The sequence below is a fragment of the Delftia sp. WSY_10 genome (assembly GCF_043104705.1).
GTDB classification, from domain to species: Bacteria; Pseudomonadota; Gammaproteobacteria; order Burkholderiales; family Burkholderiaceae_C; genus Comamonas; species Comamonas tsuruhatensis.
Genome location: NZ_JBICKY010000035.1, coordinates 309,345 through 333,203, shown reverse-complemented (window position 1 = coordinate 333,203; position 23,859 = coordinate 309,345). Strand labels below are relative to the sequence as shown.

The 23,859-nt window shown below is 67.3% G+C and carries 21 protein-coding genes; 14 read left to right on the top strand and 7 right to left on the bottom strand.

The annotated features are described in order from the left end of the window. Positions 1 to 60 precede the first annotated feature (60 nt). Both ACF8ML_RS17285 and ACF8ML_RS17280 read left to right on the top strand, forming a co-directional pair. Entirely contained in the window at positions 61 to 873 is an 813-nt protein-coding gene (locus ACF8ML_RS17285) for an AraC family transcriptional regulator (protein ID WP_392407511.1), read from the top strand. 76 nt (positions 874 to 949) lie between these two features. Beyond that, complete coding sequence (locus ACF8ML_RS17280) at positions 950 to 1,336, top strand: cupin domain-containing protein (protein ID WP_016446317.1); 387 nt, start codon at positions 950 to 952, stop codon at positions 1,334 to 1,336. A gap of 67 nt (positions 1,337 to 1,403) precedes the next feature. Here ACF8ML_RS17280 and ACF8ML_RS17275 read toward each other — a convergent pair whose 3' ends face one another. From ACF8ML_RS17275 to ACF8ML_RS17260, 4 genes are all read right to left on the bottom strand, one after another. Next, a complete protein-coding gene (locus ACF8ML_RS17275; protein ID WP_016446316.1) occupies positions 1,404 to 2,198 on the bottom strand; it encodes an ABC transporter ATP-binding protein in 795 nt (264 codons plus the stop codon). Positions 2,199 to 2,367: 169 nt separating this feature from the next. After that, positions 2,368 to 3,252, bottom strand: a complete 885-nt coding sequence (locus ACF8ML_RS17270; protein WP_016446315.1) for an ABC transporter permease — start codon at positions 3,250 to 3,252, stop codon at positions 2,368 to 2,370. Between the two features lie 124 nt (positions 3,253 to 3,376). Beyond that, on the bottom strand, positions 3,377 to 4,348 hold the full coding sequence (locus ACF8ML_RS17265) for an ABC transporter substrate-binding protein (RefSeq protein ID WP_016446314.1): 972 nt from the start codon (positions 4,346 to 4,348) through the stop codon (positions 3,377 to 3,379). A 404-nt stretch (positions 4,349 to 4,752) separates the two neighbouring features. Next, positions 4,753 to 6,453: an electron transfer flavoprotein-ubiquinone oxidoreductase gene (locus ACF8ML_RS17260; protein WP_034394846.1), complete on the bottom strand. Its 1,701-nt coding sequence runs from the start codon at positions 6,451 to 6,453 to the stop codon at positions 4,753 to 4,755. Between the two features lie 217 nt (positions 6,454 to 6,670). On the opposite strand from ACF8ML_RS17260, the gene ACF8ML_RS17255 reads away from it, so the two are divergent. Beyond that, positions 6,671 to 7,108, top strand: coding sequence for a thioesterase family protein (locus ACF8ML_RS17255; protein ID WP_047327475.1), 438 nt, complete (start codon positions 6,671 to 6,673; stop codon positions 7,106 to 7,108). Positions 7,109 to 7,276: 168 nt separating this feature from the next. Here the strand turns inward: ACF8ML_RS17255 and ACF8ML_RS17250 are convergent, their stop codons facing one another. From ACF8ML_RS17250 to ACF8ML_RS17240, 3 genes are all read right to left on the bottom strand, one after another. Continuing rightward, positions 7,277 to 8,302 carry a methionine synthase gene (locus ACF8ML_RS17250; RefSeq protein ID WP_016451519.1) on the bottom strand — a complete coding sequence of 342 codons (1,026 nt, stop codon included), beginning with the start codon at positions 8,300 to 8,302 and terminating at the stop codon, positions 7,277 to 7,279. A 104-nt stretch (positions 8,303 to 8,406) separates the two neighbouring features. After that, the gene (locus tag ACF8ML_RS17245) at positions 8,407 to 9,390 is read right to left on the bottom strand and encodes a DUF1852 domain-containing protein (protein WP_034366714.1); all 984 of its coding nucleotides are present in this window, start codon (positions 9,388 to 9,390) and stop codon (positions 8,407 to 8,409) included. A gap of 208 nt (positions 9,391 to 9,598) precedes the next feature. Next, a complete protein-coding gene (locus ACF8ML_RS17240; protein ID WP_016446309.1) occupies positions 9,599 to 10,615 on the bottom strand; it encodes a LacI family DNA-binding transcriptional regulator in 1,017 nt (338 codons plus the stop codon). Positions 10,616 to 10,725: 110 nt separating this feature from the next. Here ACF8ML_RS17240 and ACF8ML_RS17235 point away from each other — a divergent pair, with 110 nt between their 5' ends. From ACF8ML_RS17235 to ACF8ML_RS17185, 11 genes are all read left to right on the top strand, one after another. After that, positions 10,726 to 11,757, top strand: coding sequence for a Gfo/Idh/MocA family protein (locus ACF8ML_RS17235; protein ID WP_392407510.1), 1,032 nt, complete (start codon positions 10,726 to 10,728; stop codon positions 11,755 to 11,757). Further along, a complete protein-coding gene (locus ACF8ML_RS17230; RefSeq protein ID WP_392407509.1) occupies positions 11,754 to 13,349 on the top strand; it encodes an acyl CoA:acetate/3-ketoacid CoA transferase in 1,596 nt (531 codons plus the stop codon). Before ACF8ML_RS17235 ends, ACF8ML_RS17230 begins: the two co-directional genes overlap by 4 nt. Further along, a complete protein-coding gene (locus ACF8ML_RS17225) occupies positions 13,342 to 14,121 on the top strand; it encodes an enoyl-CoA hydratase/isomerase family protein (RefSeq protein WP_043791169.1) in 780 nt (259 codons plus the stop codon). The genes ACF8ML_RS17230 and ACF8ML_RS17225 overlap by 8 nt, the downstream gene beginning before the upstream one ends. Before the next feature lie 75 nt (positions 14,122 to 14,196). After that, positions 14,197 to 15,756: an aldehyde dehydrogenase family protein gene (locus ACF8ML_RS17220; protein WP_392407508.1), complete on the top strand. Its 1,560-nt coding sequence runs from the start codon at positions 14,197 to 14,199 to the stop codon at positions 15,754 to 15,756. After that, a complete protein-coding gene (locus ACF8ML_RS17215; RefSeq protein ID WP_392407506.1) occupies positions 15,753 to 17,000 on the top strand; it encodes an ABC transporter substrate-binding protein in 1,248 nt (415 codons plus the stop codon). Before ACF8ML_RS17220 ends, ACF8ML_RS17215 begins: the two co-directional genes overlap by 4 nt. 14 nt (positions 17,001 to 17,014) lie before the next feature. Further along, entirely contained in the window at positions 17,015 to 17,887 is an 873-nt protein-coding gene (locus ACF8ML_RS17210; protein WP_016446303.1) for a carbohydrate ABC transporter permease, read from the top strand. Then, on the top strand, positions 17,880 to 18,764 hold the full coding sequence (locus ACF8ML_RS17205; protein ID WP_392407504.1) for a carbohydrate ABC transporter permease: 885 nt from the start codon (positions 17,880 to 17,882) through the stop codon (positions 18,762 to 18,764). Before ACF8ML_RS17210 ends, ACF8ML_RS17205 begins: the two co-directional genes overlap by 8 nt. Before the next feature lie 28 nt (positions 18,765 to 18,792). Continuing rightward, complete coding sequence (locus ACF8ML_RS17200) at positions 18,793 to 19,908, top strand: ABC transporter ATP-binding protein (RefSeq protein ID WP_392407503.1); 1,116 nt, start codon at positions 18,793 to 18,795, stop codon at positions 19,906 to 19,908. After that, positions 19,905 to 21,440 (top strand): GMC family oxidoreductase, encoded by a 1,536-nt coding sequence (locus tag ACF8ML_RS17195; RefSeq protein WP_392407502.1) that lies wholly within the window; start codon positions 19,905 to 19,907, stop codon positions 21,438 to 21,440. The genes ACF8ML_RS17200 and ACF8ML_RS17195 overlap by 4 nt, the downstream gene beginning before the upstream one ends. Next, a complete protein-coding gene (locus tag ACF8ML_RS17190; RefSeq protein ID WP_392407501.1) occupies positions 21,437 to 22,222 on the top strand; it encodes a 3-ketoacyl-ACP reductase in 786 nt (261 codons plus the stop codon). Before ACF8ML_RS17195 ends, ACF8ML_RS17190 begins: the two co-directional genes overlap by 4 nt. A gap of 11 nt (positions 22,223 to 22,233) precedes the next feature. After that, positions 22,234 to 23,847, top strand: a complete 1,614-nt coding sequence (locus ACF8ML_RS17185) for a GMC family oxidoreductase (RefSeq protein WP_392407500.1) — start codon at positions 22,234 to 22,236, stop codon at positions 23,845 to 23,847. Positions 23,848 to 23,859 lie beyond the last annotated feature (12 nt).

Here is a 23,859-nt window from a genome sequence, read left to right as displayed (position 1 = left end):
GGTCACTGGCCCGCAGTTACCATCTGCGGCTGCTTTGCACACCCCTCACCACCAACCCACATGGCAGAAACGAGCATCTCCAGCGACTGGGTCCGGCATTCGCAGCTGGGCGCAGGCCTGGAGCGCATCGAGGCCTACTTCGGCGGGCACGGCTATGCGCCCCACAGGCACGACACCTATGCACTGGGCCTGACGCTGTCCGGCGTGCAAAGCTTTGCCTACCGCCGCAGCCAGCGGCACAGCCTGCCGGGCGGTGCCATGGTGCTGCACCCTGACGAATTGCATGACGGCCACGCGGGCACCGACGCAGGCTTTCGCTACCGCATGGTCTATGTGGAGCCGGCCCTGATCCAGCAGGTGCTGGGCGGCAGGCCCTTGCCCTTTGTCGAGGGCGGGCTGTCTGCCGATCCGCGGCTCAAGGCCGCGCTGCTGCCGCTGCTGCAGGGCCTGGATGAAGACCTGGAGCCGCTGGCACGCGACGATGCCCTCTACGACCTGGCATGGGCGCTGGACGCCGTGGCGGGCCGGCGCAACGTCCGGCGCCTGCCGGACCTGGGGGCCGTGGAGCGCGCCCGCGCCTGCATCCACGACGCGCTGGTGCAGGGCGTGACCCTGGAGGACCTGGCCCGGGCCAGCGGCCTGGACCGCTGGCGGCTGTGCCGGGATTTCCGCGCGCTCTACGGCACCAGCCCCTACCGCTACCTGAGCATGCGCCGGCTGGACACCGTGCGGCGCCTGCTGCTGGCGGGGCAGGGCGTGGCCGATGCTGCACTGCAGGCCGGCTTCTTCGACCAGAGCCACATGGCGCGCCAGTTCGCCATGGCCTATGGCGTGCCGCCCGCACGCTGGCTCAGGCGCCTGGGCGCGGCCTGAGCTGCACGATCGTGCAAGACCGCAGGGAAGGCGCTTCCTAGCATGGAGGCTTCACACGCTTTCATAAGGTCTGCCCATGACGTTCCCCGTTGAAAACCGCCCCTGCGAGGCCATCAATTTCCCCGACAAATTCAGCCGCTTCACCGGCCAGTGGAGCCCCCGCGTCGTTGCCGAAATGAACGACTACCAGTTCAAGATCGTGCGCGTGCAGGGCGAGTTCATCTGGCACTCGCATGCCGAAACGGATGAAGCCTTCCTGGTGCTGGACGGCGAGCTGCGCATCGACTTCCGTGATGGCCATGTGCTGCTGCGCCAGGGCGAGCTCTACGTGGTCCCCAAAGGCACGGAGCACAGGCCCAGCGCCGAGCGGGAAGCCCGCCTCATGCTGATCGAGCCGCGCGGTGTGCTGAACACCGGGGAGGAAGGCGGCGAGAGGACGGCGTTGAACGACGTGTGGGTTTAGCCAGCCCGTAGCCATCCCATGAACAAAGGGCGCCGTAGCGCCCCTTGTTTCCTGGAGTGCGGGGCGTTCAGCCCAGCAGCAGCGCGTCGTCTGCCAGCTTTTCGCCGCGCACCTTCTCGAACATTTGCAGCAGGTCGGGCACGTCCATGCGGGCGCGTTCCTCGCCGCTGACGTCGAGCACCACCTGGCCCTGGTGCAGCATCACCGTGCGCTCGCCCACGTCCAGCGCCTGGCGCATGCTGTGGGTGACCATCATGGTGGTGAGCTTGGCCTCGGAGACGATGCGCGCCGTCAGCTGCAGCACGAAGTCGGCCGTGCGCGGGTCGAGCGCGGCGGTGTGCTCGTCCAGCAGCAGGATGCGCGAAGGCTGCAGCGCCGCCATCAGCAGGCTCACGGCCTGGCGCTGGCCGCCAGAGAGCAGGCCGATGCGGTCGGTCAGGCGGTTTTCCAGGCCCAGGCCCAGGATGGACAGGCGTTCGCGGAAGTTGTCGCGCATCTCGGCCTTGACGGCGCGGCTCAGGCGGCGGAAGGTGCCGCGGCGCTGGGCCAGGGCCATGTTTTCCTCGATGGTCAGGTCCTCGCAGGTGCCCGCCATGGGGTCCTGGAAGACGCGGGCCACGCGCTCGGAACGTGCCCACACGGGCAGGCGCGTCATGTCCTGGCCGGCGATCTCGATGCGGCCCTTGTCCACGGACAGGTCGCCCGAGACGGCGTTCAGGAAGGTGGACTTGCCGGCGCCGTTGGAGCCGATGACGGTGACGAACTGGCCGTCGGGAATGTCCAGCGACATGCCGCGCAGCGCCCGCGTTTCGATGGGCGTGCCGGGGTTGAAGGTGATTTCGAGTTGTTGTGCGCTCAGCATGAGTGCAATCTCCGGTATTTCTTCGTTCAGTCGCTCAAGGCGTGGTGCTTGAACTGACGCGGTCCAAACTCAGGGACGCCGAGCAAGGGCCGCCCCGCAGCGATGGCGTCGTTCCCCTCCCTCGCGCAGCGAGTAGAGAGGGGGAAGCGGCATAGCCGCTCAGGGGGTGTCATTTCCTTTGCGCAAATTTGCGCTTCAGTTGGGGGATCACCAGGGCGACGGTCACCAGCAGCGCGGTGACAAGGTTCAGATCCTGGGCCTTGAGGCCGATGAAATCGCTGTTGAGGGCCGCTGCAATGAAGAAGCGGTACACGATGGCGCCCACCACCACGGCCAGCGTGGCCCAGACGATGCGGCGCGAAGGCAGGATGGACTCGCCCACGATCACGGCAGCCAGGCCGATGACGATGGTGCCGATGCCCATGGAAATGTCCGAGCCGCCCTGGGTCTGCACGAACAGCGCGCCGGCCAGGCCGACCAGGCCGTTGGAGATCGCCATGCCCAGCAGGATCATGGCGCCGGTGTTCACGCCCTGCGAGCGTGCCATGCGGGCGTTGGAGCCCGTGGCGCGGATGGCCAGGCCCCGTTCGGTGGCGAAGAACCAGTCCAGGCCCAGCTTGGCCAGCACGACGATGACGAACAGGATCAGCGGGCGCATCACATAGTCGGCCACGCTGTCGGGCTGCAGCAGGGTGAACAGCGTGGTCTCGTTGATCAGCGGCACGTTGGGGCCGCCCATGATGCGCAGGTTGACCGAATACAGGCCGATCATCATCAGGATGGAGGCCAGCAGGTCCATGATCTTCAGGCGCACATTGAGCCAGCCCGTGATCAGGCCCGCGACGGCGCCAGCGGCCGTGCCGGCCAGCGTGGCCAGCCAGGGATTGGTGCCCGTGGAAATCAGGATGGCGCAGACGGCGCCGCCCAGCGGAAAGCTGCCGTCCACCGTGAGGTCGGGAAAGCGCAGCAGTCTGAACGAGATGAAGACGCCCAGCGCCACCAGGCTGAAGATCAGGCCGATCTCGACGGCACCGAGCAATGAAAAGAGGGACATAGGAAGAGCGACAGGCGCGTGGGAACGGAAAACGACTTAAAAAAAGGGCAGGGCCATGTTGCCATGGCGCCTGCCACCGTGGGCGCACTGCCCGGGTTGGTCCCGGGCAGGCAAACCCCGGGTATTACTTGATCACCTGGGCGGCCGACTTGACCAGTGCGTCGGACAGCTTGACGCCCTGCTTCTCGGCGGCGCCCGGATTCACGAACAGCTCCATCTTGGTGCTGACTTCGGTCTTGAGATCGCCGGGCTTCTCGCCCTTGAGGATGCGCACCACCATGCGGCCGGTCTGCTCGCCCAGATCGCGGTAGTTGATGCCCAGGGCCGCCACGGCGCCGCGCTTGACGGAGTCGGTGTCCGAGGCCACCAGCGGGATCTTGGCGTCCTGGCCGACCTTGACCAGCGACTCGTAGGCCGAGACCACGTTGTTGTCGGTGTTGGTATAGATCACATCGACCTTGCCGACCAGGCTGCGCGCAGCGCTGCTGACGTCCACGGAGCGGGGAGCGGCGGCTTCCACCAGGGTCATGCCCAGCTTGGGCAGCAGGGTCTTGAGTTCCTTGACCACCACGGCGGAGTTGGCCTCGCCGGGGTTGTAGACCATGCCCACGCGCTTGGCGTTGGGCACGACCTGCTTGACCAGCTCCATCTGCTTGTCCAGGGCCAGCAGGTCGGACACGCCGGTCACGTTGTTCTTGGAAGGCTCCCAGCTGGGCACCAGCTTGGCGGCCACGGGGTCGGTCACGGCGGAGAACACCACGGGCACGGTCTTGGTGGCGGCGACCACGGCCTGGGCCGAGGGCGTGGCGATGGCGACGATGGCATCAGGCTTGTCGCCCACGAACTTTCGAGCGATCTGCGCGGCCGTGCCGGTGTTGCCCTGGGCACTCTGGTACTGCCACTTGAGGTTCTTGCCGGCTTCGTAGCCTGCTTCCTTGAGCGCGGCCTGCACGCCGTCGCGCACGGCGTCGAGTGCAGGATGCTCGACGATGGCGGTCACTGCGACCGACTTCTCGTCAGCGGCGTGGGCGCCGCCCGCAATGGCGGAAATTGCCAGGGCCAGCGCGCCCAGGGGCGCCCAAGACAAGTGCTTCATACGTGTATCTCCAACGTGCTTGTGGTTGTTCCTGTTTGCTCAGCAGAAGGCCGCACAGGACGGTCGCGGCGCTTCGCGGCAAAGTCTACTGCAGCCGCCCTGTACGCCTTGGCGTTTGGACGACCCGGTTTTCACCTATAGGTTTGTATCTAAAAATTGGCATGAAATCTGCGGGGAATGCCCTAGGTGCAACTTTTTCATGCGTCTTGGACAGGTTTGGCGATGCAGGTTTGCGTCTTCAAGGGCCTGTTTTTGGCTTTGCCGTGCATTTTTATTGCGTGCGATGGCATTTCGGATGGCCTTCTATGCTTTCTGCACCGATGTTGCTTTGACGAGGCTCAAAGAAAAAGCCTGCACAAGCAGGCTTGGGCAGGCTTCAGAGAAGGGCCGGTGTGGCGCGCGGATCACATGCCCGCGTAGTTCGGCCCTCCGCCGCCTTCGGGCGTGACCCAGACGATGTTCTGCGTGGGGTCCTTGATGTCGCAGGTCTTGCAGTGCACGCAGTTCTGGGCGTTGATCTGCAGGCGCTTGCCGCCCTGGGCCGTGTCGTCCACGAACTCGTAGACGCCGGCTGGGCAGTAGCGCTGCTCGGGGCCTGCGTACTTGGCCAGGTTGATGGCCACGGGCACCGAGGCGTCCTTGAGCGTCAGGTGGGCGGGCTGGTCTTCGGCGTGGTTGGTGTTGCTGATGAAGACGCTGGACAGGCGGTCGAAGGTCAGCTTGCCATCGGGCTTGGGGTAGTCGATGGGCTTGCACTCGGCCGCCGGCTTCAGGTAGGCGTGGTCGGGCTTGTCGCGGTGCAGCGTCCAGGGGATGTTGCCCTTGAGCACGAACTGCTCGATGCCGTTCATCAGCGTGGCCGTGGTCAGGCCCTTCTTGAACCAGGCCTTGAAGTTGCGCGACTTGTTCAGCTCTTCGTACAGCCAGCTGTTCTCGAAGGCCTCTACATAGGCGCCCAGCTCGTCGCCCTGGCGGCCCGCGACGATGGCGTCATAGGCGGCCTCGGCGGCCAGCATGCCGGTCTTGATGGCGGCATGGCTGCCCTTGATGCGGCTGACGTTCAGGAAACCTGCGTCGCAGCCCACGAGCGCGCCGCCCGGGAACACGAACTTGGGCAGGGACAGCAGGCCGCCGGCCGTGATGGCGCGCGCGCCGTAGCCCAGGCGCTTGGCCGGCTTGATGCCCTTGGACTCGTCGCCTTCCAGGTAGTAGCGGATGTTGGGATGGGTCTTCCAGCGCTGGAATTCCTCGAAGGGGCTCAGGTAGGGGTTGGCATAGTCCAGGCCCGTGATGAAGCCCAGCGTGACCTTGTTGTCGTCCAGGTGGTAGAGGAAGGCGCCGCCGTAGGTCTTGCTGTCCATGGGCCAGCCGGCCGTGTGCATCACGAAGCCGGGCTTGTGGCGTGCCGGGTCGATTTCCCACAGCTCCTTGATGCCCAGGCCGTAGCTTTGCGGGTCCTTGCCGGCGTCCAGCTGGTACTTGGCGATGATCTGCTTGCCCAGATGGCCGCGTGAGCCTTCGGCAAAGATCGTGTACTTGGCGTGCAGCTCCATGCCCAGCTGGAACTCGCCCGTGGGCTCGCCGTCCTTGCCGATGCCCATGTTGCCGGTGGCCACGCCCTTGACCGAACCGTCCTCGTTGTAGAGCACCTCGGCGGCAGCAAAGCCCGGGAAGATTTCAACGCCCAGTGCCTCGGCCTGCTCGCCCAGCCACTTGACCACGTAGCCCAGGCGAACGATGTAGTTGCCATGGTTCTGGAAACAGGCCGGCAGCAGGAAGTTGGGCGTGCGCAGGGCGGATTTCTCGCCCAGGAAGACCATGGCGTCATCGGTGACGGGCTGGGTCAGGGGCGCGCCCTTTTCCTTCCAGTCAGGGATCAGCTCGGTCAGCGCACGCGGGTCCATGATGGCGCCCGACAGGATGTGGGCACCGGGTTCCGACCCCTTTTCCAGCACGACGACGGAGACATCCTGGCCTTTTTCGGCCGCCAGCTGCTTGAGGCGGATGGCCGTGGCCAGCCCGCCGGGGCCGCCGCCGACCACCACCACGTCGTATTCCATGGCTTCGCGCGGCCCGTACTGGGCCAGGATTTCTTCGTTCGTCATCGGGGTGTCTCGCTTGGATATTGAAAAACAGGATGGTCGGCAGACCGAACGTTTGTTCGGTTGCAGCGCAAAAGCCGCAATGCGGTGGATTCTATGACGTGCTTGGACCCTGCCGTTGCTGATAGGTGACAGCGCGGGAATCCGCCCTGCTGCACAGTGACCGGGGGCTGCGGGGCATGGTGCCTTGCGGTGGCGCTACAACAAGGAGACTGCAGGCATGCGCATAGAGATTCCAGAATATAAAAAATGGGTTCACGAGATGCGATTCAAAGTGCGCTGGGGCGACATGGACGCCATGGGCCATGTCAACAACGCCATGTACTTCCGCTATCTAGAGACTGCCCGCATCGACTGGATGGTTGAAGCGGGCATGGAGCCTACGCCGGGCGGGCAGGGGCCGGTCATCGTCAATGCTTTTTGCAACTTCCACCAGCAGCTGGCCTATCCCGACGAAGTACTGCTCAAGATGTATGTCAGCGACCCCGGCCGCACCACCTTCGAGACCTGGGGAACCATGGAACGCGTCTCCGAACCCGGCGTGATCTGCGCGGCCGGTGGCGGCACCGTCATCTGGGTGGACTTTCCCAGGCAGAAGGCCGTCGAGCTGCCGGGCTGGGTGCGGGAGATGGTGGGCGGCACGGCTGGCCCAGGTTGACTCAGGCTCGCCCGCTGTACCAGCCGACGTGTAGCCAGCAATGGCTGGCGGGGCTGGCCCGGTCCGGACGAACAAGCCCTTTGATGCAGGGTGCGCTGGGGTTTTTGTTCTGCCGCATTGCAGATCCATCGCAGCCCTGGGTAGCCCGGCGTGGCGGCCGGGCGCGACTTACGCAGCGGCCAACCGCTCCTTTGCCAGCCGCGTGCCTGCTGCCAGCGCTTGCAGCTTGCGCCACGCCACGTCGCGGCCCATGGGTGCGAGGCCGCAGTTCGTGCAGGGGAACAGCCGCTCCTTCGGCACGAACTCCAGCGCCCGGCCGATGGTGTCGGCCACCTCTTCGGGGGTCTCGACCACGTCGCTGGCCACGTCGATCACGCCGACCATCACGTCCTTGCCGGCCAGCAGCCTCATCAGGTCGGGCGGCACGTGGGAGTGGATGCACTCCAGGCTCACCTGGTCGATGCGGCTCCTGGCCAGCGCGGGGAACACCGTCTCGTACTGGCGCCATTCATCGCCCAGGGTGCTTTTCCAGTCCGTATTGGCCTTGATCCCGTAGCCGTAGCAGATATGCACGGCCGTCGTGCAGGTCAGGCCCTGCGCCGCACGTTCCAGCGCCTGCACGCCCCAGTCGGCGGCGTCCTTCATGTAGACGTTGAAGGCGGGCTCGTCGAACTGGATGATGTCCACGCCGTCGGCCTGCAGCGCCAGGGCCTCCTGGTTGAGCAGCTCGGCGAAGGCGAAGGCCATCTTCACCCTGTCGCCATAGAAGCGGTCCGCCACGGTGTCGACGATGGTCATGGGGCCGGGCAGCGTGAACTTCAGCTTCTTCCTGGTGTGCGCGCGTGCCAGTTGGGCCTCGAAGGCATGCACGCGGCCCTTCAGGCGCAGGGCCGACACCACCTGCGGCACCATCGCGTCGTAGCGGTTGTCGCGGATGCCCATCTTCACCTTGTTCTCGAAGTCGATGCCCTCGACCTGCTCCAGGAAGCCGTGCACGAAGTGCTGGCGCGACTGCTCGCCGTCGCACACGATGTCCAGGCCTGCGTCTTCCTGGGCCTTGATCCACAGCAGGGTTGCATCGGCCTTGGCCTGGCGAAGCGCATCGCCTTCGGCCTTCCACTGGGGCCAGAGCTTGTTGGTTTCAGCCAGCCAGGCGGGCTTGGGCAGGCTGCCGGCGATCGAGGTTTCGAACATCTGGGAATTCCTTCAAATCAAACAGGGGTATGGCGGGCGTGCTCCGGGACGGTTTTCCCGGCCCGCCACGGATTGGGTGCCATGGCAGGCATGGCGGCGGGTGGCTACAGGGCGAAATCGGCAGCCCATTGCTCAAGCACATTCTTGTACGGCTTGATGAAGTGCTGCTCTGCAAACTTGCCCTGCTTGACAGCCAACTGGCTGCGCTCTTCCCGGTCATAGACAATCTGCGTCGACGAGTAATCGTGATTCTTCAGGCTGGGTTGATAGAGCATCCCGGCTGCAGAATTCGCGTTGTAGATTTCGGGGCGATAAATCTTCTGGAAGGTCTCCATGGTGCTGATCGTGCCGATCAGCTCGATATTCGTATAGTCGTTCAGCAGGTCGCCGTGAAAGTAGAAGGCCAGTGGCGCAACGCCATTTGGAGGCATGAAGAAGCGAACCTGCATTCCCATCTTCTCGAAATACCGGTCGGTCGAGGAGAACTCGCTCTGCCGATACTCGATGCCCAGTATGGGGTGCCGGTTTCCGGTGCGCTGGTAGGTCTTGCTGGTGGACACGCTGATACAGATGACGGGCGGCTTGTCGAAGTGCTGCCTGTAGGTGCCTGAACTGGAAAATTGCCTGAACAGCTTCCCATGCAAGTCGCCAAAATCATCGGGGGTGCCGAATTCGGATCGGTTGGCGTTGTACTGCGCAAGCACAACGCTGAAATCGTAGTCGCGCACGTAGGAGGAGAAATTGTTCCCTGCGATGCCGTCTATGCGCTTGTGGTTCTTCTTGTCGAGGATGCTGGTCTTCAATATCTCGATCAACGGAAACGCACCAAGGCCGTTTCTGGCGCCAATTCCCATTTCGACCGAGATGATCTCGAGCTCCACCGAGTAGCGATCTCCCGTGGGATTGTCCCAGTGGGCCAGGTCGTTGAAGCGGTTGTCAATCATCCTCAGCGTGTTGCGCAGGTTCTGCTGCCGGCAATCGCCACGGGCCAGATTGGCAAAGTTGGTGGTAATGCGCGTGCTGTCCGATGGTTGATAGTCTTCATCGAAACGAATGCGCTTGAGATGGAAGCTGAGTTCTTGGTTCATTGTGATCTGCGACCTGATTCATGCCCTTGCCGAAAACTGCGGGCAAGCAATAGGTGCGGATGTTATGGACGGCAATCGATGAAGTAAAGTGGTCTTATCTCATGAAACCATGAGCCTGGTTCATCAAAAGCCGGCAGGCCAGAGCGCATCCCGCTCAGCGCGGTGGAGCCAGTCGGTATCCGGGCCAGTTCCGACCGAGCCGCGGTCTTCAGGCTGACTGGCGCAGCACCAGCTTGGGCCTGGCCAACAACTGCTGGCGGGGCTGGCCCGGATGGGCCATGCGTGCCAGCAGCAAGGTGGCAGCCTGTTCGCCAAGCTCGGCGGGGCGCACGTCCACCGTGCTCAGGGGGGGATGGGAATGCGCGGCATCGAACACGTTGTCGAAGCCCATGAGCGCGAAGTCTTTGCCTGCGCGCAGTCCGTTTTCGTCCAGGGCAGACAGTGCGCCAAAGGCCACCAGATCGTTGTAGCAGATGGCCGCCTTGATGGCTGGCTGCGCGGCCAGCAGGCTGCGCATGGCGTCATGCCCTCCCGTGCGCGTGGGGCTGGCGGAGAAAACCAGGTCTTCATCGAAAGCCAGGCCCGCATCGGCAAAGGCGGCCCTGCAGCCGCTCAGGCGCTGCTCCAGCATCAGGCCGTCCAGCCCTCCCAGAAAACCGATGCGGCGATGCCCGGCCGCCAGCAGGTGGCGCGTGGCCGCCATCACGCCATGGGCGTTGTCGGCGCCTGCGAAGTCGTAGCTTCCCTCGCCCAGCGTGCGGATCATGACCACCAGGGGAATGCCCCATGACTGCAGGTCCTGCGCCAGCGAGGCCGGCGTGTCCAGCGCCGGGCACAGCGCAATGCCGGCCGCGTTGTGCTCGCGCATGGTGGTCAGCACTTTTTGCTGGCGCTCCAGGCTTTCGCTGGTGTGGGCCATGAGCGTGATGAAGCCGGCATCGGCCAGCCTGCGCTCCAGCCCCGCCAGCACCTCGGCAAAGAAGGGGTTCATCAGGTCGTTGATCACGACACCGACCATGTTGGACGACTGGCGCCGCAGCTCTCCGGCGCGGCGGTTGTAGACGTAGCCGAGCTGCGCTGCCGCTGCACGCACGCGCTCCGATGTCTCGGCCGGAATCAGGGGGCTGCCCTTGAGCACCAGCGACACCGTTGATTTGGAGACCTGGGCCGCAGCCGCCACGTCAAGGATGGTCACGGCGCGCACGGAAGGGGGCTTGTTCATCATGGTTCGGTGTTTTCCCTGGGTCGGCGCGATTGTGCTTGATCTTCTTTTGGAACGTTCCAATAATCAATTAGAACGTTCCAATAGAAATCATAAATACAGGGAGGGAGACCATGAGCGAGGTCGGTTGGGGATTGATAGGGGCCAGCACCATTGCTGCCGATCACATGATCGGTGCCATCCGCGCGCAGCGCGGGCACACGGTGGCGGCGGTCGCCAGCCGCAGTGCAAAGCGCGCGGCGCAGTTTGCTGCCGAGCAGGGCATTGCCCGCGCCTACGACTCGGTGCCCGCCATGCTGGCCGACCCGTCAGTCCAGGTGGTCTACGTCAGCTCCGACAACGAACTGCGCCACGCCCAGGTCCTTGCTGCGGCAGCGGCCGGCAAGCATGTCCTGTGCGAGAAGCCATTGGCGCTGACCGTGCAGCAGGCGCTGGACATGGTGAGGGCATGCCGGGCCGCAGGCGTGGTGCTGGGCACCAACCACCACCTGCGCAACGCGGCAACGCACCGCAGGATGCGCGGGCTGGTGCGCGATGGCGCCGTGGGCCAGCCGCTGTTTGCGCGCGTCTTCCACGCCATCGAGCTGCCGCCCTCTGTGCAGGGCTGGCGGCTGGAGCGGCCCGAGGCCGGTGGCGCGATCCTCGACATCGGCGTGCATGACGTGGATGCGCTGCGCTTCATCCTGGGGGCTGAGCCGGTGGAGGCGGTGGCGCTGGAGCAGCAAGGACCGCTGTCCCGCAACGGCGTGGCGGACGGCGTGATGGCCGTGCTGCGGCTGGACAACGGCGTGCTGGCGCAACTGCATGCGGCATTCACCGTGGCGCATGCGGGAACCGGCATCGAGATCCATGGCACCTCGGGCTCGCTCATCGGGCGCGATGTGATGACGCAGCGGCCGGGCGGCGAGGTGCTGCTGCGCAATGGGGCCGGCGAGCAGGCCATTGCCGTGGAGCACCACGGTCTCTACGCGCATGGGGTGGCCGCGTTCTGCGCCGCGCTGCGTGGCGAAGGCCTGCCTGCCGCCACCGGCGAGGACGGCGTGCGCTCGCTGGCGGCGGCGGTGGCCATGGCCCAGGCCTGCCGCACGGGCCGGGCCGTGCCCATAGCCAATCCCCTTGCACGGGAATGGGGGGCAGCCGCATGAGCAAGCACATCACCGCCGCACAGGCTGCAGCCTTGCTGCGCGACGGCGACATCGTCAGCGTGAGCTCGTCCAGCGGGCTGGGCTGCCCCGACAAGGTGCTGGCCGCCATTGGCGAGCGCTTCGAACGCGAGGGTGCTCCGCGCAACCTGACCACGCTGCACCCGATTGCGGCCGGCGATATGTACGGCATCAAGGGAATGGACCATCTGGCCCGGCCCGGGCTGCTGTCGCGTGTCCTGGCCGGCTCGTATCCCAGCGGCCCGTCCTCGCTGCCCATGCCTGCGATCTGGCGCATGGTGGTGGACAACCAGATCCAGGCCTACAACATTCCCAGCGGCATCCTGTTCGACATGCACCGCGAGGCGGCTGCGCGGCGCCCGGGCGTGCTGACCCAGGCGGGCATGGGCACCTTTGTCGATCCCGCACAGCAGGGCTGCGCGATGAACGAGCCGGCCAGCCGCCATCCGGTAGTGCGCCTGCAGCATTTCGACGGGCGCGACTGGCTGTTCTTTCCCGCTGTGGCGCCCGACGTGACCGTCCTGCGCGCCACCACGGCCGATGAGCGCGGCAACCTGGGCTATGAGCACGAAGGCGCGCTGCTGGGCGCGCTGGAGCAGGCGATGGCCGCACGCAACAACGGCGGCATCGTCATCGCCCAGGTCAAGCGCATCGTCAGGGCCGGCCACCTGAGGCCGCACGATGTCCACGTCCCCTGCCATCTGGTGGACCATGTGGTGGTCGATGCCGATCAGTGGCAGACCACGCAGACGGCGTATGACCCGGCCATCAGCGGGGAGGTTGCGCAACCGCTGTCCGGCTTCGAGCCCCAGGCCTGGGGGCCCGAGAAGGTGATTGCGCGCCGCGCCGCCATGGAGCTGGCGCACGGGCATGCCGCCAACCTGGGCTTTGGCATTGCGGCCAATGTGCCGCGCATCCTGCTCGAGGAGGGCCTGCATGGCGAGGTGACCTGGGTCATAGAGCAGGGCGCCGTCGGCGGCATGCCGCTGCTGGGCTTTGCCTTTGGCTGCGCGGCCAATGCCGATGCCATCGTGGCCTCGCCCCAGCAGTTCACCTATTTCCAGGGCGGGGGCTTCGATGTGACGCTGCTGTCCTTCCTGCAGGTGGATGGCGATGGCAGCGTCAATGTCTCGCGGCTGGGGGCCAGGCCCTATCTGACGGCCGGCTGCGGCGGCTTTGTGGATATCACGGCCCATGCGCGGCGCATCGTCTTCTGCGGACTTTTCACGGCCGGCGCCAGGCTGCGCGTGGGAGACGGGCGGCTGGACATCCTCGAGGAGGGCGGCACGCGCAAGTTCGTCGGCATGGCCGAGCACATCAGCTTCAGCGGCCTGGTCGGGCGCCAGCGCGGGCAGCGGGTGCGCTATGTGACCGAGCGCTGCGTCATCGACCTCGAAGACCAGGGCCTGGTCGTGCGCGAGATCGCGCCCGGCGTGGACCTGCAGCGCGATGTGCTGGAGCAGGCCGGCATGGCGCTGCAGGTGGCGCCCGACCTGCGGCGTATGGATGAGCGCCTGTTCCACGATGCGCCCTTTGGCCTGGCCCTGCAGGCCCGGGAGGTCCGCCGTGGCTGAGACCCTGGTTCAACTGGTGCGCCAGGGCCCCGTGGCCCAGGTCACGATAGACCGGCCCGCACGGCTGAACGCGCTGACCCCCTGCATGCTTGACGCACTGGAGCACATGGCGCGCGAGATCGAGGCCGATGGCGCCATCCGTGCCGTGGTGCTGACCGGCCGTGGCGACAGGGCCTTTTGCGCGGGCGCTGACATTCATGCCTGGGCCGCGCTGCAGCCGCTGGACATGTGGCGGCAGTGGGTGCGCCGTGGCCACCAGGTGTTTGACCGGTGGGCGCGGCTGCGCCAGCCCGTGATTGCGGCGCTCAACGGCCATGCGTTCGGCGGCGGGCTGGAGCTGGCCATCACCAGCGATGTGCGCATCGCCGTCGATACGGCCCAGTTCGCGCTGCCAGAGGCATCGATCGCCACCTGTCCCGGCTGGTCCGGCTCGCAGCGGCTGGTGCGGCTGATCGGCCCCGGCCACGCGAAGTACCTGGCCCTGGGCGGCGTGCGGCTGTCCGCCGATCAGGCGCTGGCCTGCGGGCTGGTGCATGAACGGGTGCCGGCCAGCGAACTGGGCCTGCGCGCTGCTGCGTTGGCCCACGACATGGCAGGCCAGGCGCCCGTGGCACTGCAGCTGACCAAGCAACTGATCAATGCCGCCGCCGGCGAAGACGCACCCGCCGCACTGGAAGCCATGGCCGCAGCCCTGGCCGCGAGCACGGCCGATGCAGCCGAAGGCCTGCTCAGCTTCAAGGAAAAGCGCGTGCCGCGCTACCTGGGCCGCTGAATCTGCGCCGACCTGCCGACCTGCTGATTCGCCGTCCCGCCCTTGCCCCCTGAACCACCCAAGGAGACCGCCACCATGACTGCCGCGAACCCGCCTCCAGCCCATGCAACTGCAGTGAATGCAGGGGCCATGACCGGCCTCATCCACAGGCCCCCGTTCCATGGCCGGCTGCTCATCGATGGCGCCTGGGCCGATGCGGCCGACGGCGCGACGCTGGAACGCCGCTCCCCGGCCCACGGCACCGTGGCCAGCATCCATGCGCGGGCCGGGCGGGCCGATGCCGCGCGTGCCATTGCCGCAGCACGCCGCGCTGCGGACCACGGGCCCTGGCCCCGCATGAAGGGTGCGCAGCGCGCCAGCGTGCTGCGTGCCGTGGCCGAATGCCTGCTGGACCGCAGGCAGGAATTGGCGCGTATGGAGACGCTGGAGACCGGCAAGCCGCTGGCCCAGTCGCTGGACGAGGTGGGCGCGGCGGCCGACCTGTGGCACTACGCCGCCGCACTGGCGCGCAACCTGCATGGCGACAGCTATGACACGCTGGGCGAGCAGACGCTGGGTGTGGTGCTGCGCGAGCCGCTGGGCGTGGTCGGCATCGTCACGCCCTGGAACTTTCCCCTGCTCATCGTCAGCCAGAAGCTGCCCTTTGCGCTGGCCGCCGGCTGCACGGCCGTGGTCAAGCCGGCCGAGGAAACATCGGCCACCACGCTGATGCTGGGCGAGATCCTCATGAACGCCGGCCTGCCGCCCGGTGCCGTCAACATCCTGCCAGGCGGCGGTGGCGCTGTCGGCGAGGTCCTGGCCGCGCACCCGGACATCGACATGCTGTCCTTCACGGGCTCCACGGAAACAGGCCGGAAGGTGGCCGCAGCTTCGGCGCAGACCCTCAAGAAGCTGTCCCTGGAGCTGGGCGGCAAGAACCCCCAGATCGTCTTTGCCGACTGCGACTTCGAGGCGGCCGTCGATGCCACGGTGCTGGGCATGCACTTCAATGCCGGCCAGTGCTGCAACAGCGGCAGCCGCGTGCTGGTGCAGGCGGCCATCGCCGAGCGCTTCGTGGCCGCCGTGGCCGAGCGCGCTCGGCAGGTGCGCGTGGGCGATCCGCTGGACCAGGGCGTGCAGGTGGGCGCCATCACCACGCAGCGCCAGCTGGACGCCATCCTCACCCACATCGAGGCCGCGCGCCAGGCCGGCGCCCGCGTGGTGCTGGGCGGCGGCCGCATGGCGCGCCCGGGCCTGTATGTGGGGCCCACGGTGCTGGCCGGCGTGACGCCGGACATGGCCATTGCCAGGCAGGAGGTCTTCGGGCCCGTGCTCGCGGTGCTGGTCTTCGAGGACCTGGACGATGCGATCGACCTGGCCAACGCCACGCTCTACGGCCTGTCGGCCGCCGTCTGGAGCCGTGACTTCAGCACCTGCCTGGCGGCGGCGCGGCGCATCAAGGCCGGCACGGTCTGGGTCAATACCTTCCTCGAAGGCCATGCCGAGCTGCCTTTCGGCGGCTACCGCCAAAGCGGCCTGGGCCGAGAGCTGGGCCGCCGTGCCGCCGAGGACTACACCCAGGCCAAGACCCTGCACATGCACCTGGGTGCGCGCAGCCACTGGTATCTGCCCATCCACGAAGGAGACACGGCATGAAGCGGCCACTGACTGCCATGGCGATGGCCATGGCCCTTGCCACACCGCCGGCCGCCATGGCCGGGCAGAGCGTCGAGGTCCTGCACTGGTGGACCGCTGGCGGCGAGGCCGCTGCGCTGAACCTGCTCAAGAGCGGGCTGGAAAAGCAGGGCGTGCGCTGGAACGACATGCCCGTGGCCGGTGGCGGCGGCGAGGCGGCCATGACGGCGGTGCGCGCCCGCGTGACCTCGGGCAACCCGCCCACGGCGGTGCAGATGCTGGGCTTCGACATCCTGGACTGGGGCGGCCAGGGCGTGGTCGCCGACCTGGATGCCCTGGCCGCGCGCGAGGGCTGGGACAAAAGCGTGCCGCAGGAGGTGCAGAAATTCTCGCGCTACCAGGGCCGCTGGATCGCGGCGCCGGTCAACATCCATTCGACCAACTGGCTGTGGGCCAACCGGCAGGTGCTGGCCCAGGCGGGCGTGACGGCCGAGCCAGCGAGCTTTGACGAATTCATCACGGCGGCGCGCAAGGTGCGCCAGGCCGGCTTCATCGCCATCGCCCATGGCGGCCAGCCCTGGCAGGAGGCCATCGTGTTCGACAGCGTGGCCCTGTCCACGGGCGGCGCCGACTACTACCGCAAGGCCTTCATCGAGCGCGATCCGGCCACCATCCGGTCGGCGACCACGCGCAAGGTATTCCAGCGCATGGCGCAGATCCGCAGCCTGGTGGACAAGGATTTTTCGGGGCGCGACTGGAACGTGGCCTCGGGCATGGTCATCGCCGGCAAGGCGGGCTTCCAGATCATGGGCGACTGGGCCAAGGGCGAGTTCCTCAACGCCGGCAAGCAGCCCGGCAAGGACTTTGCCTGCTATCGCTTCCCGGGCACCCAGGGCATGGTGGCCTTCAGTACCGACCAGTTCGTGATGTTCAGGCTGTCCGACGCGGGCAAGGCGGCCGCTCAGCGCAAGCTGGCGGCCGCCATCATGGAGCCGGCCTTTCAGTCGGCGTTCAATGTCGTCAAGGGTGCGGCGCCTGCGCGCCTGGACGTGGCGGATACGGCCTTCGACGAATGCGGCAAAAAGGCCATCCGCGACGTGGCCGAGGCCGATGGCCGGCGCAGCATGCTGGGCTCCATTGCGCTGGGCCATGCGACGGCCGCATCGGCCAAGAACGCCATCTATGACGTGGTCACGCGCCACTTCAACGGCCAGATCGACGATGCCAGGGCCGTGACCGAGCTGGCCTCGGCCCTGGCCGACTGATGGAGGACCCTGCCATGAAGGCCGGCTGGCTCCCCAGGCTGCTGCTCAGCCCCAGCGTGCTGCTCACGCTGGTGTGCGTGTACGGATGCATTCTGTTCACGGTCTATCTGTCGTTCACGGCATCGACCCTGCTGCCGCGCCATGAATGGGCCGGCACCGCTGCCTACACGCGGCTGCTGGGGCTGGAGAACTGGAAGATCTCGGCGAACAACCTCGCGGTGTTCGCCAGCCTCTACATCGCCATTGCCATGGCGCTGGGCCTGGTACTGGCCATCCTGATCGACCAGAAGATCCGCGCCGAGGCCGTGCTGCGCTCCATCTTCCTGTACCCCATGGCCCTGTCCTTCATCGTCACGGGAACGGCGTGGAAATGGCTGCTCGACCCCGGCGTGGGCCTGGAAAAATCCATGCACCTGCTGGGCTGGCAGGGTTTTGCGTTCGGCTGGATCAAGGACGGCGACATGGCCATCTACTGCGTGGTCATCGCCGCCGTGTGGCAGACCAGCGGCTTTGCCATGGCCCTGTTCCTGGCGGGCCTGCGCGGGGTGGACTCCGAGCAGATCCATGCGGCGCGGCTCGATGGCGCGCGCACCTGGCAGGTCTACTGGCGCATCATCCTGCCGCAATTGGGGCCGGTTTTCGTATCGGCCTTCGTGATCCTGGCGCACATGGCCATCAAGTCCTATGACCTGGTGATTGCGCTGACCAATGGCGGGCCCGGCCGCTCGACCTGGCTGCCCTCGGTGTTCATGTACCAGTACTCGTTCACCCGCAACGAGATGGCCGTGGGCGCGGCCAGCTCGGTGCTGATGCTGCTGGCCGTGGGCGCCATCGTCCTGCCCTATCTCTGGGGCGCCATGCGCAGCGCAGGAGGTCGCCATGACTGAGCTGCGCACACCCTGGTCCGTGACACGGCGGCTTCAGCCCTGGCGCGTGCTGCTGTATGCGGCGCTGGTCCTGCTGGCGGCGGTCTTCCTGCTGCCGGTCTATGTGATGCTGGCCAATTCCTTCAAGCCGCTCGACGAGATCCGCAGCGGCCACCTGCTGGCGCTGCCCGGCCAGTGGACGCTGGCGCCCTGGCGCAGCGCCTGGAGCACGGCGCAGATCGGCGTGCAGGCCACGGGGCTGCGGCCGTTCTTCCTCAATTCCTTCCTGGTGGCCGTGCCATCCGTGCTGCTGTCCACGGCCCTGGGCGCGCTCAACGGCTGCATCCTGACCCAGTTCCGTTTCCGGAGGGCGGACCTGCTGTTCGGCGCCATCTTGCTGTCGGTCTTCATTCCATTCCAGATCGTGCTGATCCCCATGGCCAAGATGCTGGGGGCGCTGGGCCTGGCGGGCAGCCTCAAGGGCCTGGTCTTCGTCAACACGGTGTACGGCATAGGCTTCACCACGCTGTTCTTTCGCAACTACTACGCGGCCTTCCCGGCCGAGCTGGTGCGCTCGGCGCGCATGGATGGCGCGGGGTTCTTCGGGCTGCTGTGGCGCGTGCTGCTGCCCAACAGCCTGCCCATCGTCGTGGTGGCCGCGATATGGCAGTTCACCAGCATCTGGAACGAGTTCCTGTTCGGCGCCTCGTTCAGCGATTTCAGCTCCTACCCGCTGACCGTGGCGCTGAACAACCTGGTCAACAGCAGCACCGGCGTCAAGGAATACAACGTCCACTTCGCGGGGGCGTTCATCGCGGCCTTGCCGACGCTGGCCGTGTACCTGGTGTCGGGCCGGTTCTTCGTGCGCGGGCTGATGGCCGGCGCCGTCAAAGGCTGATGCCCAGCATCTTGCAGTGAGGCATTCCATGGCATTCCTTGATCTCGACCGCATCCACAAGCGCTTCGGCGCGGCCAGCATCCTGCAGGACATCAGCATTGCCGTGCAGGAGGGCGAATTCCTGGTCCTCGTCGGCCCGTCGGGCTGTGGCAAGAGCACGCTGATGAACATCATCGCGGGCCTGGAGCCGCCCAGCGGCGGCCGCCTGGCGCTGGGCGGCCGCGACATCACCCACGCGGCGCCGGCCGAGCGCGACATCTCCATGGTGTTCCAGTCCTATGCGCTGTACCCCAACATGACCGTGGCGGGCAACATCGGCTTTCCGCTGGAGATGCGCAAGGTGGACAAGTCGCGGCGCCTTGCGCGGGTGCAGGAGGTGTCCAGGCTGCTGCAGATAGAGCACCTGCTGGGGCGCAAGCCGCGCCAGCTGTCGGGCGGCCAGCGCCAGCGCGTGGCCATAGGGCGGGCGCTGGCGCGCGAGCCGCAGCTCTACCTGTTCGACGAGCCGCTGTCCAACCTCGAAGCCCAGCTGCGCGTGGACATGCGCGCCGAGATCAAGAAGCTGCATCAGCGCCTGGGCGCCACCATCATCTATGTCACGCACGACCAGATCGAGGCCATGACCCTGGCCACGCGCATCGCCGTCATGAAGGGCGGGGTGCTGCAGCAGCTGGGCACGCCGCAGCAGGTCTACAACCGGCCGGCCAACACCTTTGTGGCGGGCTTCATGGGGTCGCCGCGCATGAACCTGCTGCCTGCGCGCGTGGGTGAGGGGGCGGGTGAGGGGCAGGGCGGTCCCTTCCTCGATATCGGCGGCCAGTCCCTGCCCCTGCCGCAGCCGCTGGCCACCGCGCTGCAGGGCCATGCGGGCAGCGAAGTCATTGCCGGCATACGTGCCGAGGCCGTGGGCCTGGCGCCCGAAGGCGTGCCGGCCGCCCCTGGCCAGGGCCTGGCCGAGGCCCGCGTCGAGCTGCTGGAGCCCACCGGATCGGACACGCTGGCCCTGCTGAAGCTCGGTGGCCATGCGTTCACCGCGCGGCTGCCGCCCGATGCGCCGTTGCGCGCCGGGGACAGGGCACGCCTGCTGATCGACCTGTCTCGGCTGGTCTGCTTCGATGCCGCCACCCAGGCGCTGATCGCATGACCGCCATGGCGCACAACGGGCTGGACTGCGATGTGCTCATCATCGGCTCGGGCGTGGGCGGCTCGGCCGTGGCCCTGCAACTGGCGGACAGCGGTGCGAGCGTATGGGTGCTGGAGCGCGGCCCGGTGCTGCCGCGCGAGGCGCAGAACTGGGACATCGAGGCCGTCTTCGCCGAAAGACGCTACCAGACCGACGAGGTCTGGTACGCCAGCGGGCGGGCGTTTCGGCCCGGCATGTTCTATTTCGTGGGCGGGCACACCAAGTTCTACGGCACGGCCATGCTGCGCTTTCGGCAGCGCGATTTCGAGGCGGTGGAGCATGAGGAGGGCATCTCGCCCGCCTGGCCGCTGCGCTATGCCGATCTCGAACCCTGGTATGCCCTGGCCGAGCAGCTGTTCGGCGTGCGCGGCCAGGGCGGCGCCGACCCCACGGAGCCGCCGCGCAGCACGGCCTATGCCCATCCCCCGGTGCCGCACGAGCCGCTGCTTTCGCGCATCGAGCAGCGCTTGCGTGCCCAGGGCCTGCGGCCGTTTCCCATGCCCTGCGCCATCGACCTGGGACCGGGCGGGCACTGCTGGCGCTGCGCCAATTGCGACGCCGTGCCCTGCATGGTGGGGGCCAAGGGCGATGCCGAAACCTGCCTGCTGCGGCCTGCGCTGGCGCACCGCAATGTGCGGCTGCACACCGGCGTGCACGTTCAGCGCCTGCTCACCGATGCGGGGGGGCGGCGCGTCGTCGCGGCGGAGGTGGTGGACCGCGGCGTGGCGCGCCGCATCACGGCGGGGCTGTTCGTGCTCAGTGCCGGCGCCATCAACTCGGCGGCCCTGCTGCTGCGCTCGGCCAATGCGCGGCATCCGCGCGGCCTGGCCAATGGCAGCGACGTGGTGGGCCGCCACTACATGACGCACAACACCACGGCCCTGATGGCATGGCACCCGTTCAGGCGCAACCGCACGCGCTTTCCCAAGACGCTGGCACTGCACGACTTCTATTTCGGCGACGGCGCGGGCGGCCCGCCGCTGGGCAGCCTGCAACTGCTGGGAAAGATCCGCGAGCCCATGCTGCGTGCCGCCCTGCCGGGCACCCCGAGGTGGCTGCGCAGCGCGCTGGCCGAGCGCAGTGTGGACTGGTACGCGCAAAGCGAGGACCTGCCCCACCCCAGCAGCCGCGTCACGCTGCGCGCAGACGGAGCCATCGACCTGCACTGGCACCGCACCAACCTGCGCGCCCACCAGCGTTGGGTGGCGCGCTGCGCCCAGATACTGCGCGGCACCGGCTACCCGCTGGTGCTGTCGCGCGGCTTCGGCACCGAGGTGGTGTCGCACCAGTGCGGAACGGTGCGCCTTGGGAGTGATCCGGCCACCTCGGCGCTGGACCCGCAGTGCAAGGCCTGGGAGCTGGACAACCTGTATGTGGTCGATGCGGGATTCTTCCCGTCCTCGGCCGCAGTCAACCCCGCGCTGACCGTGGCGGCCCAGGCCCTGCGCGTGGGCAGTCACCTGCGTCACCACCTTCAGGAGCTGCTGCCATGAATCCGCAATCGACGGCACGGCGCCCCGTGGCCCTGGTCACCGGCGGCAGCCAGGGCATAGGCGCCGCCATTGCGCTGCAACTGGCGCACGACGGCTTTGACGTGGCCATCACCACGCTGCAGGACGACGGCGCCAGTGACGGCGCCAGCGTCGCGCAGATCCAGGCCTGCGGCGCGCGTGCGCTGCGTGTGCGCGGCGACCTGGCCGACGTGCACGACCACGCTCGTGTGCTCGATGCGGTCTGCGCCTGGGGCGGTGTGCCGTCCTGCCTGGTCAACAACGCAGGCATGGGATCGCCGCGCCGCGGCGATCTGCTGGACATCCGCGCCGAGGACTTCGACCGGGTGATGGCCACCAACCTGCGCGGCAGCTTCTTTTTCACGCAGGCCGTGGCGCAGCGCATGCTGGCTGCGTCTTCGGGCGCTGCGCGGTCCATCGTCACCGTGTCCTCGGTCAGCGGCGAGATGGCGTCGGTGGAGCGCGGCGAGTACTGCCTGTCCAAGGCCGGCCTGGGCATGCTGACGCGCCTGTTCGCGCTGCGCCTGGCGGCGCACGGCATTGGCGTGTTCGAGCTGCGCCCCGGCATCGTCCGCACGGCCATGACGGCGGGTGCTGCCGATCGGTACGACGGCCTGATCGCTGCGGGCCTTGTGCCCATGGGCCGCTGGGGCCGGCCCGAGGACGTGGCGCAGGCCGCCAGCGCGCTGGCCAGCGGCAGGCTGGCGTTTGCGACGGGGTCGGTGCTGCATGTGGATGGCGCGCTCTCCATCGCGCGGCTGTGAGGAGGATGACCATGGACAGCTATGACTACATCATCACGGGCGCGGGCTCTGCGGGCTGCGTGCTGGCCAACCGGCTGAGCGCCGACCCCTCGGTGCGCGTGCTGCTGCTGGAGGCCGGGGGCTGGGACTCGCATCTTCTGTACCACTGGCCTGCGGGCTTTGCGCGCATGACCCGGGGCCGGGGCTCCTGGGGATGGCAGACCGTGCCGCAGCGGCATCTGAACCAGCGCGTGCTGCGCTACACGCAGGCCAAGGTCATCGGTGGCGGCTCGACCATCAACGCCCAGCTGTACACGCGCGGCGTGCCGGCAGACTATGACGACTGGGAGCGCCTGGGCGGCGCCACGGGCTGGTCCTGGCGCGACGTGCTGCCGTACTTCAAGCGGTCGGAGAACAACCAGCGCTTCGCCAACGAGTACCACGGCTACGGCGGCCCGCTGGGCGTGTCCTGCCCCGTCAGCCCGCTGCCCATCTGCGAGGCCTTCTTCCAGGCCGGCCAGGAAATGGGCATGCCCTTCAACCCCGACTTCAACGGCGCCGCGCAGCAGGGCCTGGGCTACTACCAGCTCACGCAGTGGAATGCGCGCCGTGCGTCGGCGGCCACCGGCTTCATCGATCCGGTGCGCATGCGCCGCCCCAATCTGACCATCCAGCTGCAGACCCAGGCGCTGCGCGTGCTGGTGCAGGGCCGGCGCGCGGTTGGCGTAGAGGCGGTCTCGGGCACCAGCCGCACGCCTTTCAGCGTGCACGCCAGCCGCGAAGTCATCGTCTGCTCGGGCGCCATAGGCTCGCCCAGGCTGCTGATGCACTCCGGCATAGGCCCTGCCGACCATCTGCGCAGCGTGGGGCTGGCGCCTGTGCATGACCTCCCTGGTGTCGGCTCCAACCTGCAGGACCACCTGGACCTGTTCGTGATCGCCGAATGCACGGGCGACCACACCTACGACAAATACCAGCGCCCCTGGCACGCGGCCTGGGCGGGCCTGCAGTACCTGCTGCTCAAGAAAGGGCCGGCCGCCTCCAGCCTCTTCGAGACCGGGGGCTTCTGGTATGCCGACCCCGATGCGCTCGCGCGCTCGCCCGACATCCAGTTCCATCTGGGGCTGGGCTCGGGCATAGAAGCCGGGATGACCGGGCTGGAGAACGCGGGCGTGACGCTGAACACGGCCTACCTGCGCCCCCGCTCGCGTGGCACGGTCCGGCTCGCGGATGCAGACCCGGCGTCGGCGCCCTTGATCGATCCCAACTACTGGGCAGACCCGCATGACCGGGCCATGTCCATCAAGGGCCTGCGCCTCGCGCGCAAGCTGCTGGGCCAGCCAGCGCTGCAGCGCTACGTGCACGGCGAGGTATTGCCGGGCGGACATCGGGACAGCGATGCCGAGCTGTCTGACTACGCCTGCGCCCATGCCAAGACCGACCACCATCCCGTGGGCACCTGCCGCATGGGCCCCGAGCACGACCCGTACAGCGTGGTGACGCCGCAACTGCAGCTCATCGGCATGGAGGGGCTGCGGGTGGCCGATGCGTCCGTGATGCCCTTCATCCCCTCGTGCAACACCAACGCTCCCACCATCATGGTGGCCGAGAAGGCTGCCGACCACATCCTCGGCCGACGGGCTTGAGGCAGGAGACCC

Coding starts and splice junctions, on each gene's coding strand:
- ACF8ML_RS17285 (WP_392407511.1), top strand. CDS start 61: ATGGCAGAAACGAGCATCTCCAGCGACTGGGTCCGGCATTCGCAGCTG.
- ACF8ML_RS17280 (WP_016446317.1), top strand. CDS start 950: ATGACGTTCCCCGTTGAAAACCGCCCCTGCGAGGCCATCAATTTCCCC.
- ACF8ML_RS17275 (WP_016446316.1), bottom strand. CDS start 2,198: ATGCTGAGCGCACAACAACTCGAAATCACCTTCAACCCCGGCACGCCC.
- ACF8ML_RS17270 (WP_016446315.1), bottom strand. CDS start 3,252: ATGTCCCTCTTTTCATTGCTCGGTGCCGTCGAGATCGGCCTGATCTTC.
- ACF8ML_RS17265 (WP_016446314.1), bottom strand. CDS start 4,348: ATGAAGCACTTGTCTTGGGCGCCCCTGGGCGCGCTGGCCCTGGCAATT.
- ACF8ML_RS17260 (WP_034394846.1), bottom strand. CDS start 6,453: ATGACGAACGAAGAAATCCTGGCCCAGTACGGGCCGCGCGAAGCCATG.
- ACF8ML_RS17255 (WP_047327475.1), top strand. CDS start 6,671: ATGCGCATAGAGATTCCAGAATATAAAAAATGGGTTCACGAGATGCGA.
- ACF8ML_RS17250 (WP_016451519.1), bottom strand. CDS start 8,302: ATGTTCGAAACCTCGATCGCCGGCAGCCTGCCCAAGCCCGCCTGGCTG.
- ACF8ML_RS17245 (WP_034366714.1), bottom strand. CDS start 9,390: ATGAACCAAGAACTCAGCTTCCATCTCAAGCGCATTCGTTTCGATGAA.
- ACF8ML_RS17240 (WP_016446309.1), bottom strand. CDS start 10,615: ATGATGAACAAGCCCCCTTCCGTGCGCGCCGTGACCATCCTTGACGTG.
- ACF8ML_RS17235 (WP_392407510.1), top strand. CDS start 10,726: ATGAGCGAGGTCGGTTGGGGATTGATAGGGGCCAGCACCATTGCTGCC.
- ACF8ML_RS17230 (WP_392407509.1), top strand. CDS start 11,754: ATGAGCAAGCACATCACCGCCGCACAGGCTGCAGCCTTGCTGCGCGAC.
- ACF8ML_RS17220 (WP_392407508.1), top strand. CDS start 14,197: ATGACTGCCGCGAACCCGCCTCCAGCCCATGCAACTGCAGTGAATGCA.
- ACF8ML_RS17215 (WP_392407506.1), top strand. CDS start 15,753: ATGAAGCGGCCACTGACTGCCATGGCGATGGCCATGGCCCTTGCCACA.
- ACF8ML_RS17210 (WP_016446303.1), top strand. CDS start 17,015: ATGAAGGCCGGCTGGCTCCCCAGGCTGCTGCTCAGCCCCAGCGTGCTG.
- ACF8ML_RS17205 (WP_392407504.1), top strand. CDS start 17,880: ATGACTGAGCTGCGCACACCCTGGTCCGTGACACGGCGGCTTCAGCCC.
- ACF8ML_RS17200 (WP_392407503.1), top strand. CDS start 18,793: ATGGCATTCCTTGATCTCGACCGCATCCACAAGCGCTTCGGCGCGGCC.
- ACF8ML_RS17195 (WP_392407502.1), top strand. CDS start 19,905: ATGACCGCCATGGCGCACAACGGGCTGGACTGCGATGTGCTCATCATC.
- ACF8ML_RS17190 (WP_392407501.1), top strand. CDS start 21,437: ATGAATCCGCAATCGACGGCACGGCGCCCCGTGGCCCTGGTCACCGGC.
- ACF8ML_RS17185 (WP_392407500.1), top strand. CDS start 22,234: ATGGACAGCTATGACTACATCATCACGGGCGCGGGCTCTGCGGGCTGC.